Below are 20,361 nucleotides of genomic sequence, written 5' to 3'. Positions count from 1 at the left end.
TCCAATCATAAGACCATGGGGAACGAGCAAGCCTTTACCAAGCCAAACAATAATTAAATAATTTCCTTATTTCCTATCTTAATCAAAATAGAGCAAGTCTTTGCTGGTTTCGGTAAAGAGGCCAAAGCCATCTTTTGTCACATAGCCACAGTCTTCAATTCGAACCCCGACTTTTCCAGGAATGTAGATGCCTGGTTCGACTGAGAAGCACATGCCTTCTTCGATGACCATGTCATTTCCTTCCATGATAGAAGGGAATTCATGCACATCCATTCCGATACCGTGTCCGAGGCGGTGGTTGAAGTATTCGCCGTATCCTGCTTTTTCAATAACGCTCCGGGCAGCACGGTCTACGTCATGTGCTGTTACACCTGGTTTGATCATATCTAGGGCAGCCTGTTGAGCTTCTAAAGTCAAGTGGTAGATTTCTTTTTTGAAATCATCTGGTTTTCCAACAGCGACTGTTCGCGTCATATCTGAAGCATAGCCATTCACCATACAGCCCAAGTCGAAGAGAAGAAGAGCATCTTTTTCAATTTTGTTGCTTCCAGGAATGCCGTGAGGGTTGGCTGCATTGTTACCAGTCAAGACCATAGTTTCAAAGCTCATTTCATAGCCCAAGCGTTTGATGCCAAAGTCAATTTCTGCGACGATATCAGTCTCGGTTTTATCCAGAGAGATGGCGTCAAATCCCATATTGACAGCCTTATCCGCATATTGACCGGCAACCAACATTTTTTGGATCTCATCAGCAGATTTGATCAAGCGCATGCGGTTAATTCGAGGGCTGAGATTGGTAAATGTTGCTTGTTCAAAGACTGAACGAAGCCCATGGTACTTGGTCAAAATCAAATTATCAAATTCCAAAGCGACCTTTTTGGCTTCTGGATTAGCGCTAGCCCCTTTGATTTTTTCCCAAGGGTTTTCAGAATCCACATACCCTACCACTTGGAAATCCACAACTGCAGTCGCCCGTTCTACCTCAAGAGCAGGGACAAAAAGAAGCGGTTCGTGGTCTGGATAGACGAACAAGAAGAGCTGACGTTCATGGGGATCACTGTAAAATCCAGTTAGGTAATTGATAGTGACAGGATCGGATACAACAGCAACCTCTGTTTTTTCAGTTTCAAGAAATGCTACAATTTGATCTAATTTAGACATAAGCTACCTTCTTTCTATTGATAATATTTTGTCAGATTTTCCCTAAAAAATCAAGAGTTTGCAAAAAGATGTTAAAATGCTTGAAAGTGTTTACAATAAGTGATAGAATAGTTGTTATAGAAGACTGAAAACGAAATTTTCAATAAAGAAAGGAAGTATTATGAATACAGACGATACTGTAACCATTTACGACGTTGCCCGAGAGGCGGGTGTCTCAATGGCGACTGTTAGCCGTGTCGTGAACGGAAATAAGAACGTTAAGGAAAATACTCGTAAAAAAGTATTGGAAGTCATTGAACGTTTGGACTATCGTCCGAATGCAGTAGCTCGTGGACTTGCGAGTAAGAAAACCACAACCGTAGGTGTTGTGATTCCAAATATTACCAATAGTTATTTCTCTACTCTGGCAAAGGGGATCGATGACATTGCTGAAATGTATAAGTACAACATCGTCCTTGCCAACAGCGATGAAGACGATGATAAAGAAGTTTCTGTTGTCAATACTCTTTTCTCAAAACAGGTCGATGGGATTATCTTCATGGGTTATCACTTGACAGAAAAGATTCGTTCAGAATTCTCTCGTTCTCGGACACCGGTGGTCCTTGCTGGGACAGTTGATGTCGAACATCAATTGCCAAGTGTCAATATTGATTACAAGCAAGCGACAGTAGACGCGGTTACACTATTGGCTAAACGAAATAAAAAGATTGCTTTTGTAAGTGGACCATTAGTAGATGATATCAACGGTAAGATTCGCTTGGCTGGCTACAAAGATGCTTTGAAAGCAAAAAAATTGTCTTACAGTGAAGGCTTGGTTTTTGAGTCTAAGTACCGCTATGAAGAAGGCTATAACTTGGCTGAACGCATCATTGCATCTAAAGCGACAGCAGCCTTTGTAACTGGGGATGAATTGGCAGCAGGTTTGCTTAATGGTCTAGCTGATCAAGGTGTGAACGTACCGGAAGATTTTGAGTTGATTACCAGTGATGATTCACAAATTACACGCTACACTCGTCCAAATCTTTCAACTGTAGGCCAACCACTTTATGATTTGGGGGCTATCAGTATGCGGATGCTGACAAAAATTATGCATAAGGAAGAATTGGAAGAAAGAGAAGTTCTTCTTGCCCATACCATCAATCATCGTGGGACTACGAAGAAGTAAAAACAAAAGGAAGCCAAGGCTTCCTTTTTTCTTGTCTCAGTATGAATCTCCGGTAAAACTTGAAGGGGCCTGCTAAATTAGGTATAATAGAGGGTATGAAAGTATTACTGTATTTAGAAGGAAAATCCGTTTTACAAAAATCGGGGATCGGTCGTGCCCTCCAACACCAGATGCATGCCTTGGATTTGGCTGGAATCCCCTACACCACAGATATTTTAGGGGACTACGATGTCGTTCATATTAATACCTATGGTCCTCGGAGTTTGTTGCTATTGCATGCTGCCAAACGTCGGGGGAAAAAGGTCATTATGCATGGACATTCCACACGGGAAGATTTCCAAAATTCATTTATCGGGTCCAATTTATTTGCTCCCTTATTTGGCAAATACTTGGCTCATATGTATAAAAAAGCCGATTTTATTATAACCCCTTCAGAGTATTCGAAACAGCTGATTCAGTCTTACGGGGTCAAGACTCCAATTGTCGCTGTTTCCAATGGGATTGATTTGTCTAAATATAAAAAAGATCCCAAAAAAGAAGAGGTTTTTCGGAAGCACTTTAATATCCAAGAAGGAGAGAAGGTCGTTTTATGTGCGGGTCTATACTTTAGACGAAAAGGGATTGAAGACTTTGTAGAAGTGGCTCGTCGGATGCCAGATGTCCGCTTTATTTGGTTGGGATCGATTAATAAATGGTTGATTCCTCGGGCTATTCGTCGTCTGGTCGAGAAAGATCATCCGAGCAATGTTGAATTCCCTGGCTATTTTAAGGGAGCTGTATTCCAAGGGGCCATGACAGGTGCGGATGCCTTCTTCTTCCCGTCTTACGAGGAAACGGAAGGAATTGTTGTCCTAGAGGCCTTAGCGGGTCACCAGCATGTCGTTCTCCGGGATATTCCAGTTTATCATGGTTGGGTGGACCAAGAGTCAGCAGAATTGTGTCATTCAGTGGATGAGTTTGTGGACTCTCTTGAAAAAGTCTTGTCTGGTCAAGTGGACAAGCGCGATGCAGGGGATCGAGTAGCTCAAAGTCGCTCAATTGATTTGGTAGCGGATCAACTAGTGAAAGCCTATCAGCAAGTATTGGAGATGTAATATGCGTATTGGATTATTTACAGATACTTATTTTCCACAGGTATCGGGGGTTGCGACCAGTATTCGAACCCTGAAAACAGAATTGGAGAAGTTGGGACATACTGTTTTTATCTTTACGACGACGGATAAGGATGTCAACCGCTATGAAGACTGGCAAATTATCCGCATTCCAAGTATCCCTTTCTTTGCTTTTAAGGATCGGCGGATTGCTTATCGCGGCTTTACCAAGGCTTTGGCCATTGCCAAACAATACAAACTGGATATGATCCATACACAGACGGAGTTTTCTTTAGGACTACTCGGGGTTTGGATTGCTAAGGAGCTTCGGATTCCAGTAATTCATACCTATCATACCCAGTATGAAGATTATGTGCGTTATATTGCCAAGGGGATGGTTATCCGACCAAGTATGGTCAAATACATTGTTCGTGGTTATATGAATGACTTGGATGGGGTCATCTGTCCGAGTGAGATTGTCTATGATCTCTTGCTGAAATACAAGGTCAAGGCTGAAAAGCGGATTATTCCAACAGGAATCGAGCTGGCGAAGTTTGAACGACCTGAAATCACACAAGTGGAGACGCAAGCCCTTCGTGAAAAATTAGGGATTCAAAAGGGTGAAATTATGCTCTTGAGCTTGTCACGGGTTTCTTACGAGAAAAATATCCAAGCCGTTATTGCGGCTTTGCCTAAAGTGCTAGAAGAAAATACGCATATTAAATTGATTGTGGCTGGAGATGGGCCTTATCTGGATGATTTAAAAAAACAAGCGGCCAAGCTTGGTGTATCAGATACGGTCGTCTTCACAGGGATGATTCCACCAAACGAAACAGCTCTGTACTATAAAGCAGCAGATTTCTTCATTTCAGCTTCGACTAGTGAGACGCAAGGCTTGACCTATTTAGAGAGTATCGCTAGTGGGACACCCCTAATTGCTCAGAGTAATCCTTACTTAGATAATGTGATCAATGATCGGATGTTCGGAATCTTGTATGACCAGGAAGAAGATTTGGCAGCAGCTATTTTAGAAGCGACCTTAGCCACACCAGAGAAGGATGAGGCTAAGTGGGAGGAGAAGCTTTATGAAATTTCTTCGACAAATTTTGGTCGCAGGGTCTATGAGTTCTATCTAGACGCTATTATATCGAAAGATTTTTACAATGAACGTCATCCTGAGGAAAGCCGTACCAAACGGGTGACCAAGTCTATTGTGAAAATTCCGCAAAAGGTTATCGCTATGCCTGTGAATGGGTCTGTGAGAATCATGAAGGGCTCCTTTAAACAGGTGAAAAAGATACGCAACATTACCAAGCTATTGGATTAGAGTTCATCTCAAAAGCTAGGGGTCCTAAAGAAATGCTCCTGGCATAGGGGATAGGAAGCTTTTTCCTCTTGCAAAATATTTCAATCGTGCTATAATACTAGTCAGAGACATATCAAATCTAGGAAATCTTATAGAGAACGCGTGGGGCTGGAAATCGCGTAGAGGATAGGTTTGGGACTACTCGGTGAACTTTTTATGCAAACATAAAACGGTGGCCACGTTAGAGCCAATCAGAGGTGTTCCTCTTTTTTGAGGAACATAAATGAAGGTGGAACCACGTTGCGACGTCCTTTTTAGGATGTCGCAATTTTTTTATGAGGAGACTTACTATGGAGTTGCAAGAATTAGTGGAGCGCAGTTGGGCGATCCGACAAGCTTATCACGATCTGGAAGTTAAGCATCATGATTCCAAGTGGACGGTAGAAGAAGACCTCTTGGCTTTATCGAATGATATTGGGAATTTCCAACGATTAGTGATGACCAAGCAAGGACGCTACTATGATGAAACACCTTACACACTGGAACATAAACTTTCAGAAAATATCTGGTGGCTAGTAGAACTTTCTCAACGTTTGGATATAGACATCCTGACGGAAATGGAAAACTTCCTCTCTGATAAAGAAAAGCAGTTGAACATTCAGACTAGGAAGTAGTCAGCTAATAAAAAGTCAATGCATAGAAACTATGAAACACAAAAAAGGAGAAAACCATGATTAAAATTACTTTCCCAGATGGCGCTGTTCGTGAATTCGAATCTGGCGTTACAACTTTTGACATTGCTCAATCCATCAGCAATTCCCTAGCTAAAAAAGCTCTTGCTGGTAAATTTAACGGCAAATTAATTGACACTACTCGTGCTATCACTGAAGATGGAAGCATCGAAATCGTGACACCTGATCACGAAGACGCTCTTCCAATCTTGCGTCACTCAGCAGCTCACTTGTTTGCCCAAGCAGCTCGTCGTCTCTTCCCAGACATCCACTTGGGTGTTGGTCCAGCAATTGAAGATGGTTTCTACTACGATACAGACAACCAAGCTGGTCAAATCTCTAACGAAGACCTGCCTCGTATCGAAGAAGAAATGCAAAAGATCGTTAAAGAAAACTTCCCATCAATCCGTGAGGAAGTGACTAAGGATGAAGCGCGTGAAATTTTCAAAAACGATCCATACAAGTTGGAATTGATTGAAGAACACTCTGAAGACGAAGGTGGTTTGACCATCTACCGTCAAGGTGAATATGTAGACCTTTGCCGTGGGCCACACGTCCCATCAACAGGCCGTATCCAAATCTTCCACCTTCTCAATGTAGCTGGTGCTTACTGGCGTGGAAATAGCGACAATGCTATGATGCAACGGATTTATGGTACAGCTTGGTTTGACAAGAAAGACTTGAAAAACTACCTTCAAATGCGTGAAGAAGCTAAGGAACGTGACCACCGTAAACTTGGTAAAGAGCTTGATTTGTTCATGATTTCTCAAGAAGTTGGTCAAGGTCTACCATTCTGGTTGCCAAATGGTGCGACAATCCGTCGTGAATTGGAACGCTATATTGTCGACAAGGAGTTAGCTTCTGGCTACCAACACGTTTACACTCCACCACTTGCTTCTGTAGAGCTTTACAAGACTTCTGGTCACTGGGATCACTACCAAGAAGACATGTTCCCAACTATGGATATGGGAGATGGGGAAGAATTCGTCCTTCGCCCAATGAACTGCCCACACCACATCCAAGTCTTTAAACACCATGTTCACTCATACCGTGAATTGCCAATCCGTATCGCTGAAATCGGAATGATGCATCGCTATGAGAAATCTGGTGCCCTGACAGGTCTTCAACGGGTGCGTGAAATGTCTCTCAACGACGGTCACCTCTTTGTAACTCCTGAACAAATCCAAGAAGAATTCCAACGTGCCCTTCAGTTGATTATCGATGTTTACGGAGACTTCAACCTAAACGAGTACCGTTTCCGCCTCTCTCTTCGTGACCCTCAAGATACTCACAAGTACTTTGATAACGATGAAATGTGGGAAAATGCCCAAACCATGCTTCGTGCTGCTCTTGATGAGATGGGCGTTGACTACTTTGAAGCTGAAGGGGAAGCAGCCTTCTACGGACCAAAATTGGATATCCAGGTGAAGACTGCCCTTGGAAAAGAAGAAACCCTTTCTACGATCCAGCTTGACTTCTTGCTTCCAGAACGCTTTGACCTTAAATACATTGGAGCTGATGGTGAAGAACATCGCCCAGTTATGATTCACCGTGGAGTTATTTCAACCATGGAACGCTTCACAGCGATTTTGATTGAGAACTACAAGGGTGCCTTCCCAACATGGCTTGCACCACACCAAGTGACTCTTATCCCAGTTTCTAACGAAAAACACGTGGACTACGCTTGGGAAGTAGCGAAGAAGCTTCGTGACCGTGGTGTCCGTGCTGATGTGGATGAACGCAATGAGAAAATGCAATTCAAGATCCGTGCATCACAAACTAGCAAGATTCCTTACCAATTAATCGTTGGTGACAAGGAAATGGAAGACGGAACTGTCAACGTTCGTCGCTATGGACAAAAAGAAACAAACACTGTGTCAGTAGATGAGTTTGTAGCAGCAATCCTTGCTGATATCGCCAACAAATCTCGTATTGAGAAATAAAACGATAAAACCTGGGATAAAAATTCCAGCTACCTAAAAAAGAGGTTGGGACAAAAGATCCCGACCTCACTTTTTATTAGCAATCAAACTTTGACGCGGTAGCTGATTGAACTTTTTGTTCGTCTTTTAGACTCCAAAAAGCTCCTAATCATCCTCGCTGGGCTGGGACTACGAAATCGAGACTTTGTCTATCGATTTCTGTCCCACCGCCTTTTTATATTTTGTTTAACCTGAGCTAGTAGTGATTGGTCAAACCACCACAAATAGTATCCTCATCAACAATCCTTTCTATCCATTAACTTTTGGATATAGGATATCCCCCCAAGATTTGCTTCCATGAGTTAGATAAATTGACTATCCTCAATCCTTGTTTGCCTCATTTTCTTTTACGAGATCGTTTTGTGAATCTTTTTCAGAGAGTTTTTGATCGATATACTTGTCAATGTTTTCGTAAAATTCCTTGGTCGTCTCACTATCTAATTTTGTCGAATTATGGACTTGATTGACTTTCAATTGAACAGATTGAATACCGTAAGAGGCTTGTTTTTGGCGAATGGTTTCTAATTCTTCTTCTGAAATCGGATCTCCAACAACCGTCAAGACCAATTCATTATTCCTCGACTTGTAGACTTGATTAATGACCGTATGATTAGCGAACTCTTTTCCTACAAACTGTTTGATCCCTTCTTTTCGCGCTTGATCCATCGTCAGAGTGACTGCTGAATAGCTGGCTGGAAGGACCAATAATACAATCAAGGATATCAACCCAATTTTCATTTTAATGTTTAGCTCATTAAATGAACTTAAGGGAGATTTTCTCATCAATATTCTTGTTCCAACAATGTTGATTAGCATGATAAAGACACAGTTGATCAAGAAAAGATAGAGAGCTCCAAATAAGAACCGTACATTTCCATTAGCTAAACCATAACCTGCAGTACAGATAGGTGGCATTAGAGCAGTTGCAATGGCTACTCCTGGCACGATATTGTTTGCTTCTTTTTTCCTTGAACCAATAAAGCCTGCTATCCCACCAGCAATAGCAATGAGAACATCCCAAATGGTTGGAGAGGTTCGTGCAATCAATTCGCTACTTGCATAAGATAAGGGAGAAATCCAGAAATATAGAGTCGAGACAAGCAAACTGACCAATACTTGAGTAAATAAAACCCCTAGAGATTGCTTGATTAAACGCGTATCAAAAATAGCTAAACCAAACCCCAGTCCAATAATCGGTGTCATAAGAGGGGAAATCAGCATGGCTCCAATAATGACAGCTGTTGAATTCATATTTAGACCTATAGAGGCAATAAAAATCGAACACATCAAAATCACTGTATCTCTTAATCGAACATGAAGGTCATCATATAGTTTCTCGCGGAATTCACGTGTTGAATAGTTCCTGGTCATTGGTTACTCCTTTTATTTCATATAATCTTGTTTCTGAATGGATGATGGTAGAGAAACTTCTGTCCAATTTGACATATTTTTAATTCTCATTTGTAATTCTTTTGAACATTATCTTTTAAATATCCATCAATCCATCCTTAACATTATATCAAAAATTTTACAGCCTTTTTCTGAAGAAATCTATCAGTTGAACAGATAGAGAAAGTCAGAAATTTTAGATTCCTTATTCAAAGAAGGAAGAACGGTGTCTCCTCTGAAAGAAGATACCGTATTAATGTTTAAACATGATGAGTGTGTTGTAGCAATCCTAGCTGACATCGCCAACAAATCCCGTGTTGAGAAAATAACAGATAGAAAAGTCAGGCTTCAAACCTAGCTTTTTTGTGGATTGAAAATAATTATTCAAGCACTATTTTAGTGACTTCTATGTTGTGATTATCATTTTTTTATTGCACAACCTTTTTCTTTCTCTTTCTTTACAAATCAAAGTATAACTCCCATTTTTCAAAGAAATTTGCTATAATGAAAGGACAGAGATTTGAAGAAGCAAAGAAAAAAATAGAAGTAGGTACATGTATGAAGAAAATTCTTGTTGTAGATGATGAAAAGCCGATTTCGGATATTATAAAATTCAATATGGCAAAAGAAGGCTATGAAGTCTTGACTGCCTTCGATGGGAAAGAAGCACTGGCTGTTTTCGAAGCTGAGAGCCCAGATATTTTGATCTTGGACCTCATGCTTCCTGAAATTGATGGTTTGGAAGTAGCGCGTACCATTCGAAAGACCAGTAATGTACCGATTATTGTCTTATCTGCAAAAGATACAGAATTTGATAAGGTCATCGGTCTTGAAATTGGGGCGGATGACTATGTGACCAAGCCATTCTCAAATCGTGAGCTGCAAGCGCGTGTCAAAGCCCTGTTGCGTCGGACAGAATTAACGGTAGAATCACAAACAGAGTCTACATCAGATTCAGAGATTGTGATTGGGGATTTGAAAATCATTCCGGATGCCTTCCTTGCTCAGAAAAAAGGCAAAGAGCTTGAGTTGACCCATCGCGAATTTGAGTTGCTCTATCACTTGGCGACCCATGTAGGCCAAGTCATGACTCGTGAGCATTTACTGGAAACAGTCTGGGGCTACGATTATTTTGGTGATGTTCGGACAGTGGACGTAACGATTCGACGTTTGCGTGAAAAAATCGAAGATATTCCAGGTCGTCCGGAGTATATTTTAACGCGCCGTGGTGTCGGTTACTATATGAGAAACAATGATTAATTACATCAAAGAAGTCATAACCTCTTATAATTTTATCTTTGTCCTAATTACTCTTGGATTTATTATTGTTGTCGCCTTGTTGATCCTGGAAAATCGGCGAGACAACATGAAGCTACGCTTATTGAATGATAAAATTAAGAGTTTGATTGCTGGAGAGTATTCCGATATCATTGATTTACAAGGGGGTCCAGAACTAACAGAGATTTCCAACAGTATCAATGATTTATCTGAAGTGATTCGTTTGACGCATGAAAATCTGGAACAAGAAACCAAGCGCTTGACCAGTATTCTTTCCTATATGACAGATGGGGTCTTAGCGACCAATCGTCGGGGGCAGATTATCTTGGTCAATGAAATGGCGGCAAAACAACTCAATGTTGTGGTCGAAGAGGTCATGAACATCAGTATTCTAGATCTGCTTGGCATTAGTGAAGAGTATGAACTGCGTGACTTGATTACCAATGTTCCAGAATTGACTATCGATTCGCAGGATGAAAATGGGGAGTACATCTCTTTACGGGTTCGCTTCGCTTTGATCCGGAGAGAGTCTGGTTTTATTTCTGGTCTGGTTGCCGTCTTGCATGACACAACCGAACAGGACAAGGAAGAGCGGGAACGTCGTTTATTCGTATCCAACGTTAGTCATGAACTCCGAACACCACTGACCAGTGTTAAATCTTACCTGGAAGCCTTGGATGACGGAGCCATTTCGGAGCCAGTTGCACCGGAATTTGTCAAAGTGTCTTTGACAGAGACCAACCGGATGATGCGGATGGTGACGGATCTATTAAGTCTTTCACGGATCGATAATGAAACCAGTCAATTGGATGTTGAATTGACCAACTTTACAGCCTTTATCACCTTCATTTTGAACCGCTTTGATAAGATGAAGAACCAGGCTGGCGAGAAGAAATATGATATTGTTCGTGATTATCCAATTTCGCCTGTCTGGGTTGAAATTGATACAGACAAGATGACACAGGTCTTAGACAATATCTTAAATAACGCTATCAAATATTCCCCAGATGGTGGGGAAATTCGTGTGGGAATGAAAACGACAGATGCCCAATTGATTATCTCGATTTCGGATGAGGGATTAGGGATTCCTAAAAAGGACCTCCCACGAATTTTTGACCGCTTTTATCGTGTGGATAAGGCACGCAGTCGCGCCCAAGGTGGGACTGGTTTAGGACTGGCCATTGCCAAGGAAATTATCAAGCAACACAAAGGATTTATCTGGGCCAAGAGTGAATATGGAAAAGGATCTACTTTCACGATTGTCCTACCATATGATAAAGATGCTATCCTGGATGATGGATGGGATAATGAGGATGAATAAGAAAACTAATGGATGAAAAAGGGTTTAAATATAGTATTTTAGCTTCAGGATCGAGTGGTAATTCGTTTTACTTAGAGACTCCTAAGAAGAAAATTCTAGTAGATGCAGGCTTGTCCGGGAAGAAAATTACAGGTTTGCTTGCAGAGATTGATCGCAAACCCGAAGATCTTGATGCTATTTTAATCACACATGAACATTCGGATCACATTCATGGCGTTGGTGTGCTAGCTCGTAAATACGGGATGGACCTATACGCCAATGAAGCTACCTGGAAGGCCATGGAGGGAAGCAAGTACCTTGGGAAGGTCGATGATTCCCAGAAACATTTATTTGAAATGGGCAAGACCTTAACCTTCGGGGATTTGGATGTGGAAAGTTTTGGTGTTAGCCATGATGCTGCGGCTCCCCAGTTCTACCGGTTCATGAAAGATGGGAAGAGTTTTGTCATGCTGACGGATACAGGTTATGTCAGTGATCGAATGGCAGGGATTGTTGAAAATGCAGATGGCTATTTGATCGAGTCCAATCACGATGTAGAAATCCTACGGGCAGGCTCTTATGCTTGGCGATTAAAGCAACGGATCTTATCCGATTTGGGTCACCTCTCTAATGAAGATGGTGCAGATGCCATGATTCGGACCCTAGGCAATAAGACCAAAAAGATTTATCTGGGCCACTTATCCAAGGAAAACAATATCAAGGAATTGGCCCATATGACCATGGTTAATCAACTGGCTCGAGCAGATCTAGCAGTGGGGCACGATTTTGACGTCTTGGATACATCTCCAGATACAGCGACTCCATTAGTAGATATCTAAATGATTAAAAGAGGAGATGAGCTCATCTCCTTTTTAGGTCAGTAGTGTAGGCTTAAAATGAGTGGAAGGATAGGAGCAGTTAGTTTGAAATATGTGTATATAACAGTAGGGTTTATTTCCTTAGGATTAGGGATTATTGGGATTCCATTACCTATTTTACCAACGACCCCGTTTCTTTTATTAGCTATGGCTTGTTTTGCCAAGAGTTCTCAACGCTTTGAAAAATGGTTGCATGGGACCAAGTTGTACCAAACTTATGTAGCGGATTATCGGGAAACCAAGTCGATCTCTAAAAAGCGGAAAAAAAGAATTATTCTACAAATTTATCTTTTGATGGGGATTTCCATTTACCTGGCACCACTCTGGTTTGTGAAATTAGGTCTACTGGGATTAACTATTTTTATCAGTTATTATTTGTTCAAAGTGATTCCGGATAAGGAAGAATGATATAAGGACAGAATAGGTCCTAAATCCTATCGTGAAAACAAGGGAAAGGAGTGCGAGACGCACTCTTTTTTGATATAATAGAAGGGTGTATCTTTTGGACGGAATAGGTCACAGGATTCAATCCAGATGCATAAATGAAGAAAGAAAGTAGTAACGTGATGCAAGCCTTATATAACCTTCTTGCTGAGAAATTTCGGCTGACTTTTGACGATACAGAATTGTTGGAAACAGCTTTTACACATACCTCATATGCGAATGAGCATCGCCTCTTAAAAATTTCACATAATGAACGTTTGGAATTTTTAGGAGACGCTGTTCTCCAGTTAGTGATTTCCGAATATTTATTTGCCCTCTACCCAAGTAAACCAGAGGGAGATTTGTCAAAAATGCGTTCCATGATTGTTCGTGAGGAAAGCCTGGCAGGTTTTTCACGTGATTGTGGTTTCGATCAATTTATCAAACTTGGCAAGGGAGAGGAAAAATCTGGTGGACGTAACCGAGATACCATCTTAGGAGATTTGTTTGAAGCTTTTTTAGGCGCTTTACTCTTGGATAAGGGAGTGGAGATGGTGCGGAACTTCATTCAGCAAGTCATGATTCCTAAAGTCGAGGCAGGTCAATTTGAGCAAGTGATTGACTATAAGACGCGCTTGCAAGAAATCCTTCAAATCCATGGGGATGTCTTGATTACCTATGAGGTGACGAGTGAATCAGGACCGGCTCATGCCAAGGAGTTTGAAGTGCAAGTGTCTGTCAATGGGAAAATCATCGGTCAAGGACATGGCCGGTCTAAAAAGGCTGCAGAGCAAGAAGCAGCAAAAAAAGCAGTGGAGAATAAGGTGGATCCCTCATGTATTTAAAGGAAATTGAGATTCAAGGATTTAAGTCTTTCGCAGATAAGACCCGAGTCATCTTTGACCAAGGGGTAACCGCAGTGGTTGGCCCTAATGGATCTGGAAAATCGAACATTACGGAAAGTCTGCGCTGGGCCTTAGGGGAATCGAGTGTCAAGAGCCTTCGTGGTGGCAAGATGCCGGATGTGATTTTTGCAGGGACTGAAACTCGGAAACCCTTAAACTACGCCTGCGTAACGGTAGTACTGGATAACCGGGATGGCTTTATCAAACAAGCTGCTAAAGAAATCCGAGTGGAGCGTCATATTTATCGCTCGGGTGATAGTGAATACAAGATTGATGGCAAGAAAGTCCGTTTGAGAGATGTCCATGATCTCTTTATGGATACTGGACTGGGGAGAGATTCTTTCTCTATTATTTCCCAAGGGAAGGTTGAAGAAATCTTCAACTCCAAACCAGAAGAGAGACGGGCTATTTTTGAGGAAGCCGCTGGGGTTCTTAAATTTAAAACGCGTCGCAAGGAAACAGAATCTAAGTTGGTTCAGACCCAGGATAATTTGGACCGTCTGGAAGACATTATTTTTGAGTTAGAGGGGCAAATCAAACCTCTTGAGAAGCAAGCCCTTGTGGCCAAACGTTTCTTAGAATTGGATCAACAACGCCAAGTTCTTTATTTGGATGTTTTGATTGCACAAATTGAAGTCAATAAAAAAGACTATGATCAAGCTGTCCAGGAAGAAGCCTCCATTCAAGAGCAATTAAAGGCTTATTACCAGAAAAGAGAAGAGTATGAGGCGGAAAGTCTCCGATTGAAACAGAGTCGCCAGACCCTTCAACACCAATTGTCAGATGATCAAGCTAGCCTCTTGGAATTGACTCGTCTCTTAAGTGATTTGGAGAAACAAATCGAATTGGCACGCTTGGAGTCGCAACAGGTCGCTCGAAGTCGTCAGGAAAATCAAGAGCGGGTCAATAGTCTGGAAGAGCGTCTACAAGTTCTTCGGACCCAGTTGGAAGAAAAACAAGCTAATACAAAGAGTCTTCAAGAAGAACTACAAAAGAGCCAAGTAGCTCTGGAAGGTTTGGAGAAAGAGTTGGCCAGCTTCTCAGAAGATCCAGATCAGGTGATCGATTATTTACGTGAAAAATACGTGGCCTTGATGCAGGATGAAGCGGAGCGATCAAACGAATTAACAACCATTGAAAATCAATTGGAAGCCTCAGCTCAATTGTCACAAAGTAAAAAGGAAGATTACCAAAATCAAATCCAAATGGTGACAGAATTGCAGGAAAAAGAGCAGGTTGCTCAAGAAGCTTATCAAGGAGCTCAAGAGCATCTGAAACACTTGCTTGAGACCTATCAATCAGAGGCAAAACGGTTTGAGGAAGCTCACCAAGCTTATCAAGAAGCGCAAGCCAAGATGTTTGATTTACTGGATCAAAGCAAGGAAAAACAGGCTCGCATTAACAGTTTAGAGGCGATTCAAAAAAATCATAGTAATTTTTATGCGGGCGTAAAGAGTGTCTTGCAAGAAGCGTCTCGCTTAGGTGGAATCGTGGGAGCTGTCAGTGAAAAACTTTCCTTCTCACCAGAGTATCAGACTGCCTTAGAGATTGCTCTAGGAGCTAGCAGTCAGCATATTATCGTAGAAGACGAAGGAGCAGCAACACGGGCAATCGAACATCTGAAGAAGAATCGCTCGGGTCGGGCAACCTTCCTTCCATTGACAACCATTAAACCACGCTACCTTGCAGGAAAGAATCAAGAACTGATTGAAGCCTGTCCAGGATTCCTAGGGATGGCTAGCAGTTTGGTGGACTATGATCCTTCCCTCGAGTCGATTTTCCAAAACCTTTTAGGTGTCACAGCTATTTTTGATACGATTGAGCACGCCAAGGCGGCTGCTCGCAAGGTTGCCTACCAAGTTCGTATCGTGACGCTGGATGGAACTGAACTGCGCACAGGTGGTTCCTATGCAGGGGGTGCAAATCGAAGCAATAATTCGATTTTTATTAAGCCAGAACTGGATCGCTTGCACCAAGAATTGGCCTCTCTTCAGAAGAATTTGCGAGAAGTAGAAGGGCAGGTTCAAGAGCAACAGGACCAAGTGAGCCAATCACAAGAAAAACTAGAATCTTTGAAAGGCCAAGGAGAAGGGGCGCGACTAGAAGAGCAACGCCTTCAATTGGCTTTTGAGCAAGCTCACCAGCAACTCTTGGATGCCCAAGAACTGTTAGAACTTATCCGTACAGAGCTGGATGAAGGTAGCGACCAGGAGCTTCTCCAAAAACGGGATCACTTGCAAGCGCGACTGAAAGAAATTGAGGCGGAAAAAGAGCAAGTCACTGCTGAGATTGAAGAAGTCAAGCTCAATAAAGATGTCGTTGTCGAGAAAATTGAAAATTTACGAGCAGCCATTGCCAAGCTCCAATTACAGAAAACAGAGTTGAAGAGTCGATTGACTTATGACCAAACAGATGCTGAACGCTTGCAGCAAGAGTTGGCTTCTACTGAACGGGAAATCCAAGCTCTCCAATATGCGATTGAGCAGGGAGAAGATCGACATGAGCAAATCGATGTTTCTGTCCTTGAAAAACAATTGCAAGCAACCCTTCAAGAGAAAACTGCTCTGGAGCAAGCTGTGATTCGTAAGCAATTTGAATTAGAGGATTTGGAAGGCCAGTCTGAAGATGTAGCGGGTCATATGGAGCAAGCCCGTCGTCAAAATGAGGAGTGGATTCGCCTACAGGCCAAAGCAGAATCCAATCGCGATCGATTGGCAGACAAATTGAATAAACTCATGTTGGCACTGACAGACGAATTCAAGATGAGTTTTGAAGAGGCATCTAATCAGGCCAACGAACTAGAAAATCTAGCCCAGTCTGAGCAAGTCTTAAAAGACTTAGAGAAAGCGATTAAAGCCTTAGGCCCTGTCAATATTGATGCTATCGAACAATACGATGAGGTCAAGACTCGGTTTGATTTCCTTTCCGGTCAACGAGAAGATGTCTTGGCAGCGAAGAATCTTCTTCTTGAAACCATTAATGACATGAATGATGAGGTGAAAGAACGCTTTAAGTCTACGTTTGAAGCGATTCGTGAATCCTTCCGAGTAACCTTTAAACAGATGTTTGGGGGAGGATCCGCTGATCTCATCTTGACGGATGGGGATCTCTTGTCAGCTGGGGTCGAGATTTCTGTTCAACCGCCTGGTAAGAAAATTCAATCCTTGAATTTGATGAGTGGTGGGGAGAAAGCTTTGTCAGCATTGGCGCTGCTCTTCTCAATCATTCGTGTCAAGACTATTCCATTTGTCATCTTGGATGAGGTAGAAGCGGCTCTAGACGAGGCTAATGTTAAACGTTTTGGGGATTACCTCAATCGTTTTGATAAGGAAAGTCAGTTTATTGTGGTCACCCACCGTAAGGGAACCATGGCTGCAGCAGATTCCATCTATGGAGTAACCATGCAAGAATCTGGAGTCTCTAAGATTGTATCTGTGAAGCTGAAAGATATAGAAGGAATGGATAATGGAAATTAAATTAGTCGCAACAGACATGGATGGGACCTTTTTGGATGAAAATCATCAATTTGATCAAGCTTTATTCCTAAAGGTATTAAAGAAGTTTCAAGAAAAAGGGATCTACTTTGCCGCAGCAAGTGGTCGGTCTCTCCTCTCTTTGAAGACAATCTTTAAAGAGGTTCAGGATCAAATTATTTTTATAGCTGAAAACGGCAGTGTTGTTGAGTTTCATGGTGAAGATGTCTATGAAGCGACCATGAGTCCTGAATTTTACCAAGCTCTGTTTGCCAAGTTACAAGAAAGTCCTTATTTCGATAAAAATAAGTGCTTGTTAACGGGAAAACGCGGTAGCTATGTTTTAAAGACCGTTGATCCAGACTATCTAGCTGCTTCGCAAAACTACAATGAAAATATTCAAATGGTGTCTGATTTTTCAGAAATTGATGATCTTGTCTTTAAGATGACCACCAATTTTGACCAAGAAGTATTAGCGGAAGGGGAAGCCTGGGTTACCCAAAATGTTGAGGGTGTTAAGGCTATGACCACTGGTTATGAGTGCATTGATATTGTCTTGGATTATGTGGACAAGGGAGTCGCCATCCAGGCCCTAATGGATCAGCTAGGCATTTGCCGAGATCAAGTCCTAGCTTTTGGGGATAACCTCAATGATCTTCATATGATGCAGGTTGTTGGCCATCCAATTGCGCCAGAAAATGCCCGTCCAGAGATTTTGGAATTGGCTGAAAAAGTATTAGCTCACCATTCGACAGGATCTGTCCTTCGTTTCATGGAGGAAGAATTATGAGTCAGATTAAGGTTATCGCACTAGACTTGGACGGTACTCTCTTAAACTCAGAGAAGAAAATCTCCCCTCGGAACTTAGCTGCCATTCGTGCAGCTCAAGAAAAAGGGGTCAAGGTAGTTTTGACGACGGGTCGTCCCCTCAAGGCTATGGATTTTCTGCTTCAAGAGATTGGGACTGCCGGCTTGTCAGATGAATACACCATTACGTTTAATGGAGGCTTGGTACAAAAGAATACAGGGGAGATCATTGCGAAGACAGTTTTCTCTCGTGATGATGTCGTCCGCATTTATGAGGAGACAGAGGCCCTTGGTTTGCCCCTAGATGCCATCAGCGAAGGGGTTGTTTATACACTTGTATCTGATCAAGAATCTCTTTACCCTCTCTATAATCCTTACTTGAACTTTATTCCCGTTTCTATTGAAGATTTGTCCAGTCAGATTTCCTACAATAAGTGTGTAACGGCCTTTCAACAGGACTATTTGGATGGCGCTATTCCAAAGATTTCTCCTGAATTAAGGGAGCGTTTTGAGATTTTTAAATCCAGAGACATGCTCTTGGAATGGTGCCCCAAAGGCGTTCAAAAGGATCGAGGCTTGGAAGCTTTGGTGGAGTATTTAGGAATTGATGCTAGCCAAGTCATGGCGTGTGGAGATGAAGCCAACGATGCCAGCATGTTAAAATGGGCAGGACTAGGAATCGCCATGGCCAATGCGGTGGATGAGGTGAAGGAGATTGCCACTCTAGTCTCGGACTACACCAATGATGAAGATGCAGTCGGAAGAGCGATTGAAGAATATGTATTGAAGGAGGGTCAATAATGGGATTATTTGACCGACTATTTGGAAGAAAAGAAGAAACAAAACCACAAGTTCAGGATCTTACAGAAGAGCTTGTGGAAAGCCCTGAGAAAGTAAGTTCCCCAGCTGCACCTGTATCACAAAAGGCTTCACAAAGTGATGAAGCTAAGATCTCGGCAATGGAAGCCTACTATGCAGAATTAAAAGAGCGAATGGCTGCCGAATCAGCGCGATCATCGCAAGAGTCGACAGCATCCATTGAAGAAGAAGTTCCTACAGAAGAGCCTGTAAATCAGGAAACAGCTATCGAGGAAGAGGGCTCTTCTCCACTAGAGCAAGCTACCTCTCCTGAGGAAGTAACCGAACCTGCTCCTGTTCCTGAAGAACAGACTATAGAAGTAGAAACGTTACAAGAAGAGAGTCTTGATGAAGTGCACCTGAATTCTTCATCAGATCTTGTCCAAGAAGTCCTTGAAGAAGAAGTTCTTGTAAAAAATGAAACAGAAGATGAGACTTCAATTTTTTCCAAAGAACCTGAGAAAGTAATTGAAGAAGCAACTACTGAAATTTCAGAAGAAGTTGAAGAAGAGACTGAAGTAGAAGAAACGACAAGTGAGCCAGAAATTGCTCAACCAACAGAAACGGTTCAAGAAAAATACAATCGAAGCTTGAAGAAAACTCGGACTGGCTTTGGTGCTGCCCTAAATGCATTCTTTGCTAACTTCCGTTCTGTCGATGAAGAATTCTTTGAAGACTTAGAAGAACTCTTGATCATGAGTGACGTCGGAGTCCAAGTCGCTTCGAATCTGACCGAAGAGCTCCGCTATGAAGCACGCTTGGAAAATGCCAAAAAACCGGATGCCTTGCGTCGAGTGATCATTGAAAAATTGGTGGATCTCTATGAAAAAGATGGCCAATACAATGAGCAAATCAACTTTAAGGACGGCTTGACCGTCATGCTCTTCGTCGGAGTGAATGGCGTTGGGAAAACCACTTCTATTGGAAAACTAGCTCATAAGTACAAGAAGGAAGGGAAAAAAGTGATGCTAGTCGCAGCAGATACCTTCCGAGCAGGTGCCGTTGCTCAGTTAGCAGAATGGGGACGCCGTGTGGATGTGCCTGTTGTCACTGGTCCTGAAAAGTCAGATCCTGCAAGTGTCGTCTTTGATGGGATGAAACGGGCTGTGGCAGAGCAAGTCGATATTTTGATGATTGATACAGCCGGTCGTTTGCAAAACAAAGAAAACTTGATGGCTGAGTTGGAAAAAATTGGTCGTATTATCAAGCGAGTAGACCCTACGGCCCCTCATGAAACCTTCTTGGCCTTAGATGCTTCTACAGGACAGAATGCTTTGGTCCAGGCCAAGGAATTCTCTAAGATCACGCCTATTACTGGAATCGTCCTTACTAAAATTGATGGAACAGCTCGAGGAGGAGTGGTCCTTGCAATTCGGGAAGAGTTGGATATTCCTGTAAAATTAATTGGTTTTGGTGAAAAAATTGATGATATCGGTGAGTTCAACTCTGAGAACTTTATGCGTGGCTTGTTAGAAGGCTTAATATAAGCAAAAGAACTCATCTTCATTGAGATGAGTTTTTTGAATGTAGACAAACATCATTTTTGGCGTTTGTCTTTTTGTTGTATTTTCAAAAATATTTTGCTCCATCATCATTTTTGGAGCTAAAGGACTA

16 protein-coding genes are annotated in these 20,361 nt (G+C 42.1%); 14 read left to right on the top strand and 2 right to left on the bottom strand.

Annotated elements, in window-relative coordinates; translation table 11 throughout:
- Positions 1 to 78 precede the first annotated feature (78 nt).
- Entirely contained in the window at positions 79 to 1,161 is a 1,083-nt protein-coding gene (locus FJR71_RS04565; protein WP_061564210.1) for a M24 family metallopeptidase, read from the bottom strand.
- A gap of 160 nt (positions 1,162 to 1,321) precedes the next feature.
- Here FJR71_RS04565 and ccpA point away from each other — a divergent pair, with 160 nt between their 5' ends.
- The 5 genes from ccpA (at position 1,322) to thrS (ending at position 7,397) form a co-directional block, all read left to right on the top strand.
- A complete protein-coding gene (gene ccpA, locus FJR71_RS04560) occupies positions 1,322 to 2,326 on the top strand; it encodes a catabolite control protein A (protein ID WP_006595886.1) in 1,005 nt (334 codons plus the stop codon).
- Positions 2,327 to 2,421: 95 nt separating this feature from the next.
- A complete protein-coding gene (locus FJR71_RS04555) occupies positions 2,422 to 3,420 on the top strand; it encodes an LTA glycolipid anchor biosynthesis glycosyltransferase, IagA/BgsA family (RefSeq protein ID WP_006597024.1) in 999 nt (332 codons plus the stop codon).
- 1 nt (position 3,421) lies between these two features.
- On the top strand, positions 3,422 to 4,744 hold the full coding sequence (locus tag FJR71_RS04550) for a glycosyltransferase family 4 protein (RefSeq protein WP_125329073.1): 1,323 nt from the start codon (positions 3,422 to 3,424) through the stop codon (positions 4,742 to 4,744).
- A gap of 329 nt (positions 4,745 to 5,073) precedes the next feature.
- Positions 5,074 to 5,397 (top strand): nucleoside triphosphate pyrophosphohydrolase family protein, encoded by a 324-nt coding sequence (locus FJR71_RS04545; RefSeq protein ID WP_172605099.1) that lies wholly within the window; start codon positions 5,074 to 5,076, stop codon positions 5,395 to 5,397.
- 56 nt (positions 5,398 to 5,453) lie between these two features.
- Positions 5,454 to 7,397, top strand: a complete 1,944-nt coding sequence (thrS, locus tag FJR71_RS04540) for a threonine--tRNA ligase (protein ID WP_140814221.1) — start codon at positions 5,454 to 5,456, stop codon at positions 7,395 to 7,397.
- Between the two features lie 360 nt (positions 7,398 to 7,757).
- On the opposite strand, the gene FJR71_RS04535 is transcribed toward thrS, so the two are convergent.
- Entirely contained in the window at positions 7,758 to 8,807 is a 1,050-nt protein-coding gene (locus FJR71_RS04535; protein ID WP_140814220.1) for a DUF389 domain-containing protein, read from the bottom strand.
- A gap of 576 nt (positions 8,808 to 9,383) precedes the next feature.
- Between FJR71_RS04535 and yycF the strand changes: the two genes are divergently transcribed.
- The 9 genes from yycF to ftsY all read left to right on the top strand — a co-directional run bounded on the left by yycF (position 9,384) and on the right by ftsY (position 20,234).
- Positions 9,384 to 10,085 carry a response regulator YycF gene (gene yycF / locus FJR71_RS04530; RefSeq protein ID WP_048789362.1) on the top strand — a complete coding sequence of 234 codons (702 nt, stop codon included), beginning with the start codon at positions 9,384 to 9,386 and terminating at the stop codon, positions 10,083 to 10,085.
- Positions 10,078 to 11,424 carry a cell wall metabolism sensor histidine kinase VicK gene (gene vicK, locus FJR71_RS04525; protein ID WP_140814219.1) on the top strand — a complete coding sequence of 449 codons (1,347 nt, stop codon included), beginning with the start codon at positions 10,078 to 10,080 and terminating at the stop codon, positions 11,422 to 11,424. Before yycF ends, vicK begins: the two co-directional genes overlap by 8 nt.
- An 8-nt stretch (positions 11,425 to 11,432) precedes the next feature.
- Positions 11,433 to 12,242 (top strand): MBL fold metallo-hydrolase, encoded by an 810-nt coding sequence (locus FJR71_RS04520; RefSeq protein ID WP_048689535.1) that lies wholly within the window; start codon positions 11,433 to 11,435, stop codon positions 12,240 to 12,242.
- A 57-nt stretch (positions 12,243 to 12,299) separates the two neighbouring features.
- The gene (locus FJR71_RS04515; RefSeq protein ID WP_006595894.1) at positions 12,300 to 12,689 is read left to right on the top strand and encodes a YbaN family protein; all 390 of its coding nucleotides are present in this window, start codon (positions 12,300 to 12,302) and stop codon (positions 12,687 to 12,689) included.
- Positions 12,690 to 12,847: 158 nt separating this feature from the next.
- The gene (gene rnc / locus FJR71_RS04510; protein WP_140814449.1) at positions 12,848 to 13,549 is read left to right on the top strand and encodes a ribonuclease III; all 702 of its coding nucleotides are present in this window, start codon (positions 12,848 to 12,850) and stop codon (positions 13,547 to 13,549) included.
- Positions 13,540 to 17,085, top strand: coding sequence for a chromosome segregation protein SMC (smc, locus tag FJR71_RS04505; protein WP_140814218.1), 3,546 nt, complete (start codon positions 13,540 to 13,542; stop codon positions 17,083 to 17,085). The genes rnc and smc overlap by 10 nt, the downstream gene beginning before the upstream one ends.
- On the top strand, positions 17,075 to 17,872 hold the full coding sequence (locus tag FJR71_RS04500; protein WP_140814217.1) for an HAD family hydrolase: 798 nt from the start codon (positions 17,075 to 17,077) through the stop codon (positions 17,870 to 17,872). Before smc ends, FJR71_RS04500 begins: the two co-directional genes overlap by 11 nt.
- On the top strand, positions 17,869 to 18,690 hold the full coding sequence (locus FJR71_RS04495; RefSeq protein ID WP_140814216.1) for a Cof-type HAD-IIB family hydrolase: 822 nt from the start codon (positions 17,869 to 17,871) through the stop codon (positions 18,688 to 18,690). The genes FJR71_RS04500 and FJR71_RS04495 overlap by 4 nt, the downstream gene beginning before the upstream one ends.
- Positions 18,690 to 20,234, top strand: a complete 1,545-nt coding sequence (ftsY, locus tag FJR71_RS04490; protein WP_140814215.1) for a signal recognition particle-docking protein FtsY — start codon at positions 18,690 to 18,692, stop codon at positions 20,232 to 20,234. Before FJR71_RS04495 ends, ftsY begins: the two co-directional genes overlap by 1 nt.
- Positions 20,235 to 20,361: the final 127 nt, after the last annotated feature.

Origin of the sequence: Streptococcus xiaochunlingii (genome assembly GCF_006385805.1) — a bacterium.
GTDB lineage: Bacteria > Bacillota > Bacilli > Lactobacillales > Streptococcaceae > Streptococcus > Streptococcus xiaochunlingii.
The sequence above is the reverse complement of the archived record's forward strand: the minus strand, read 5'-3'. Positions and strand labels throughout refer to the sequence as shown.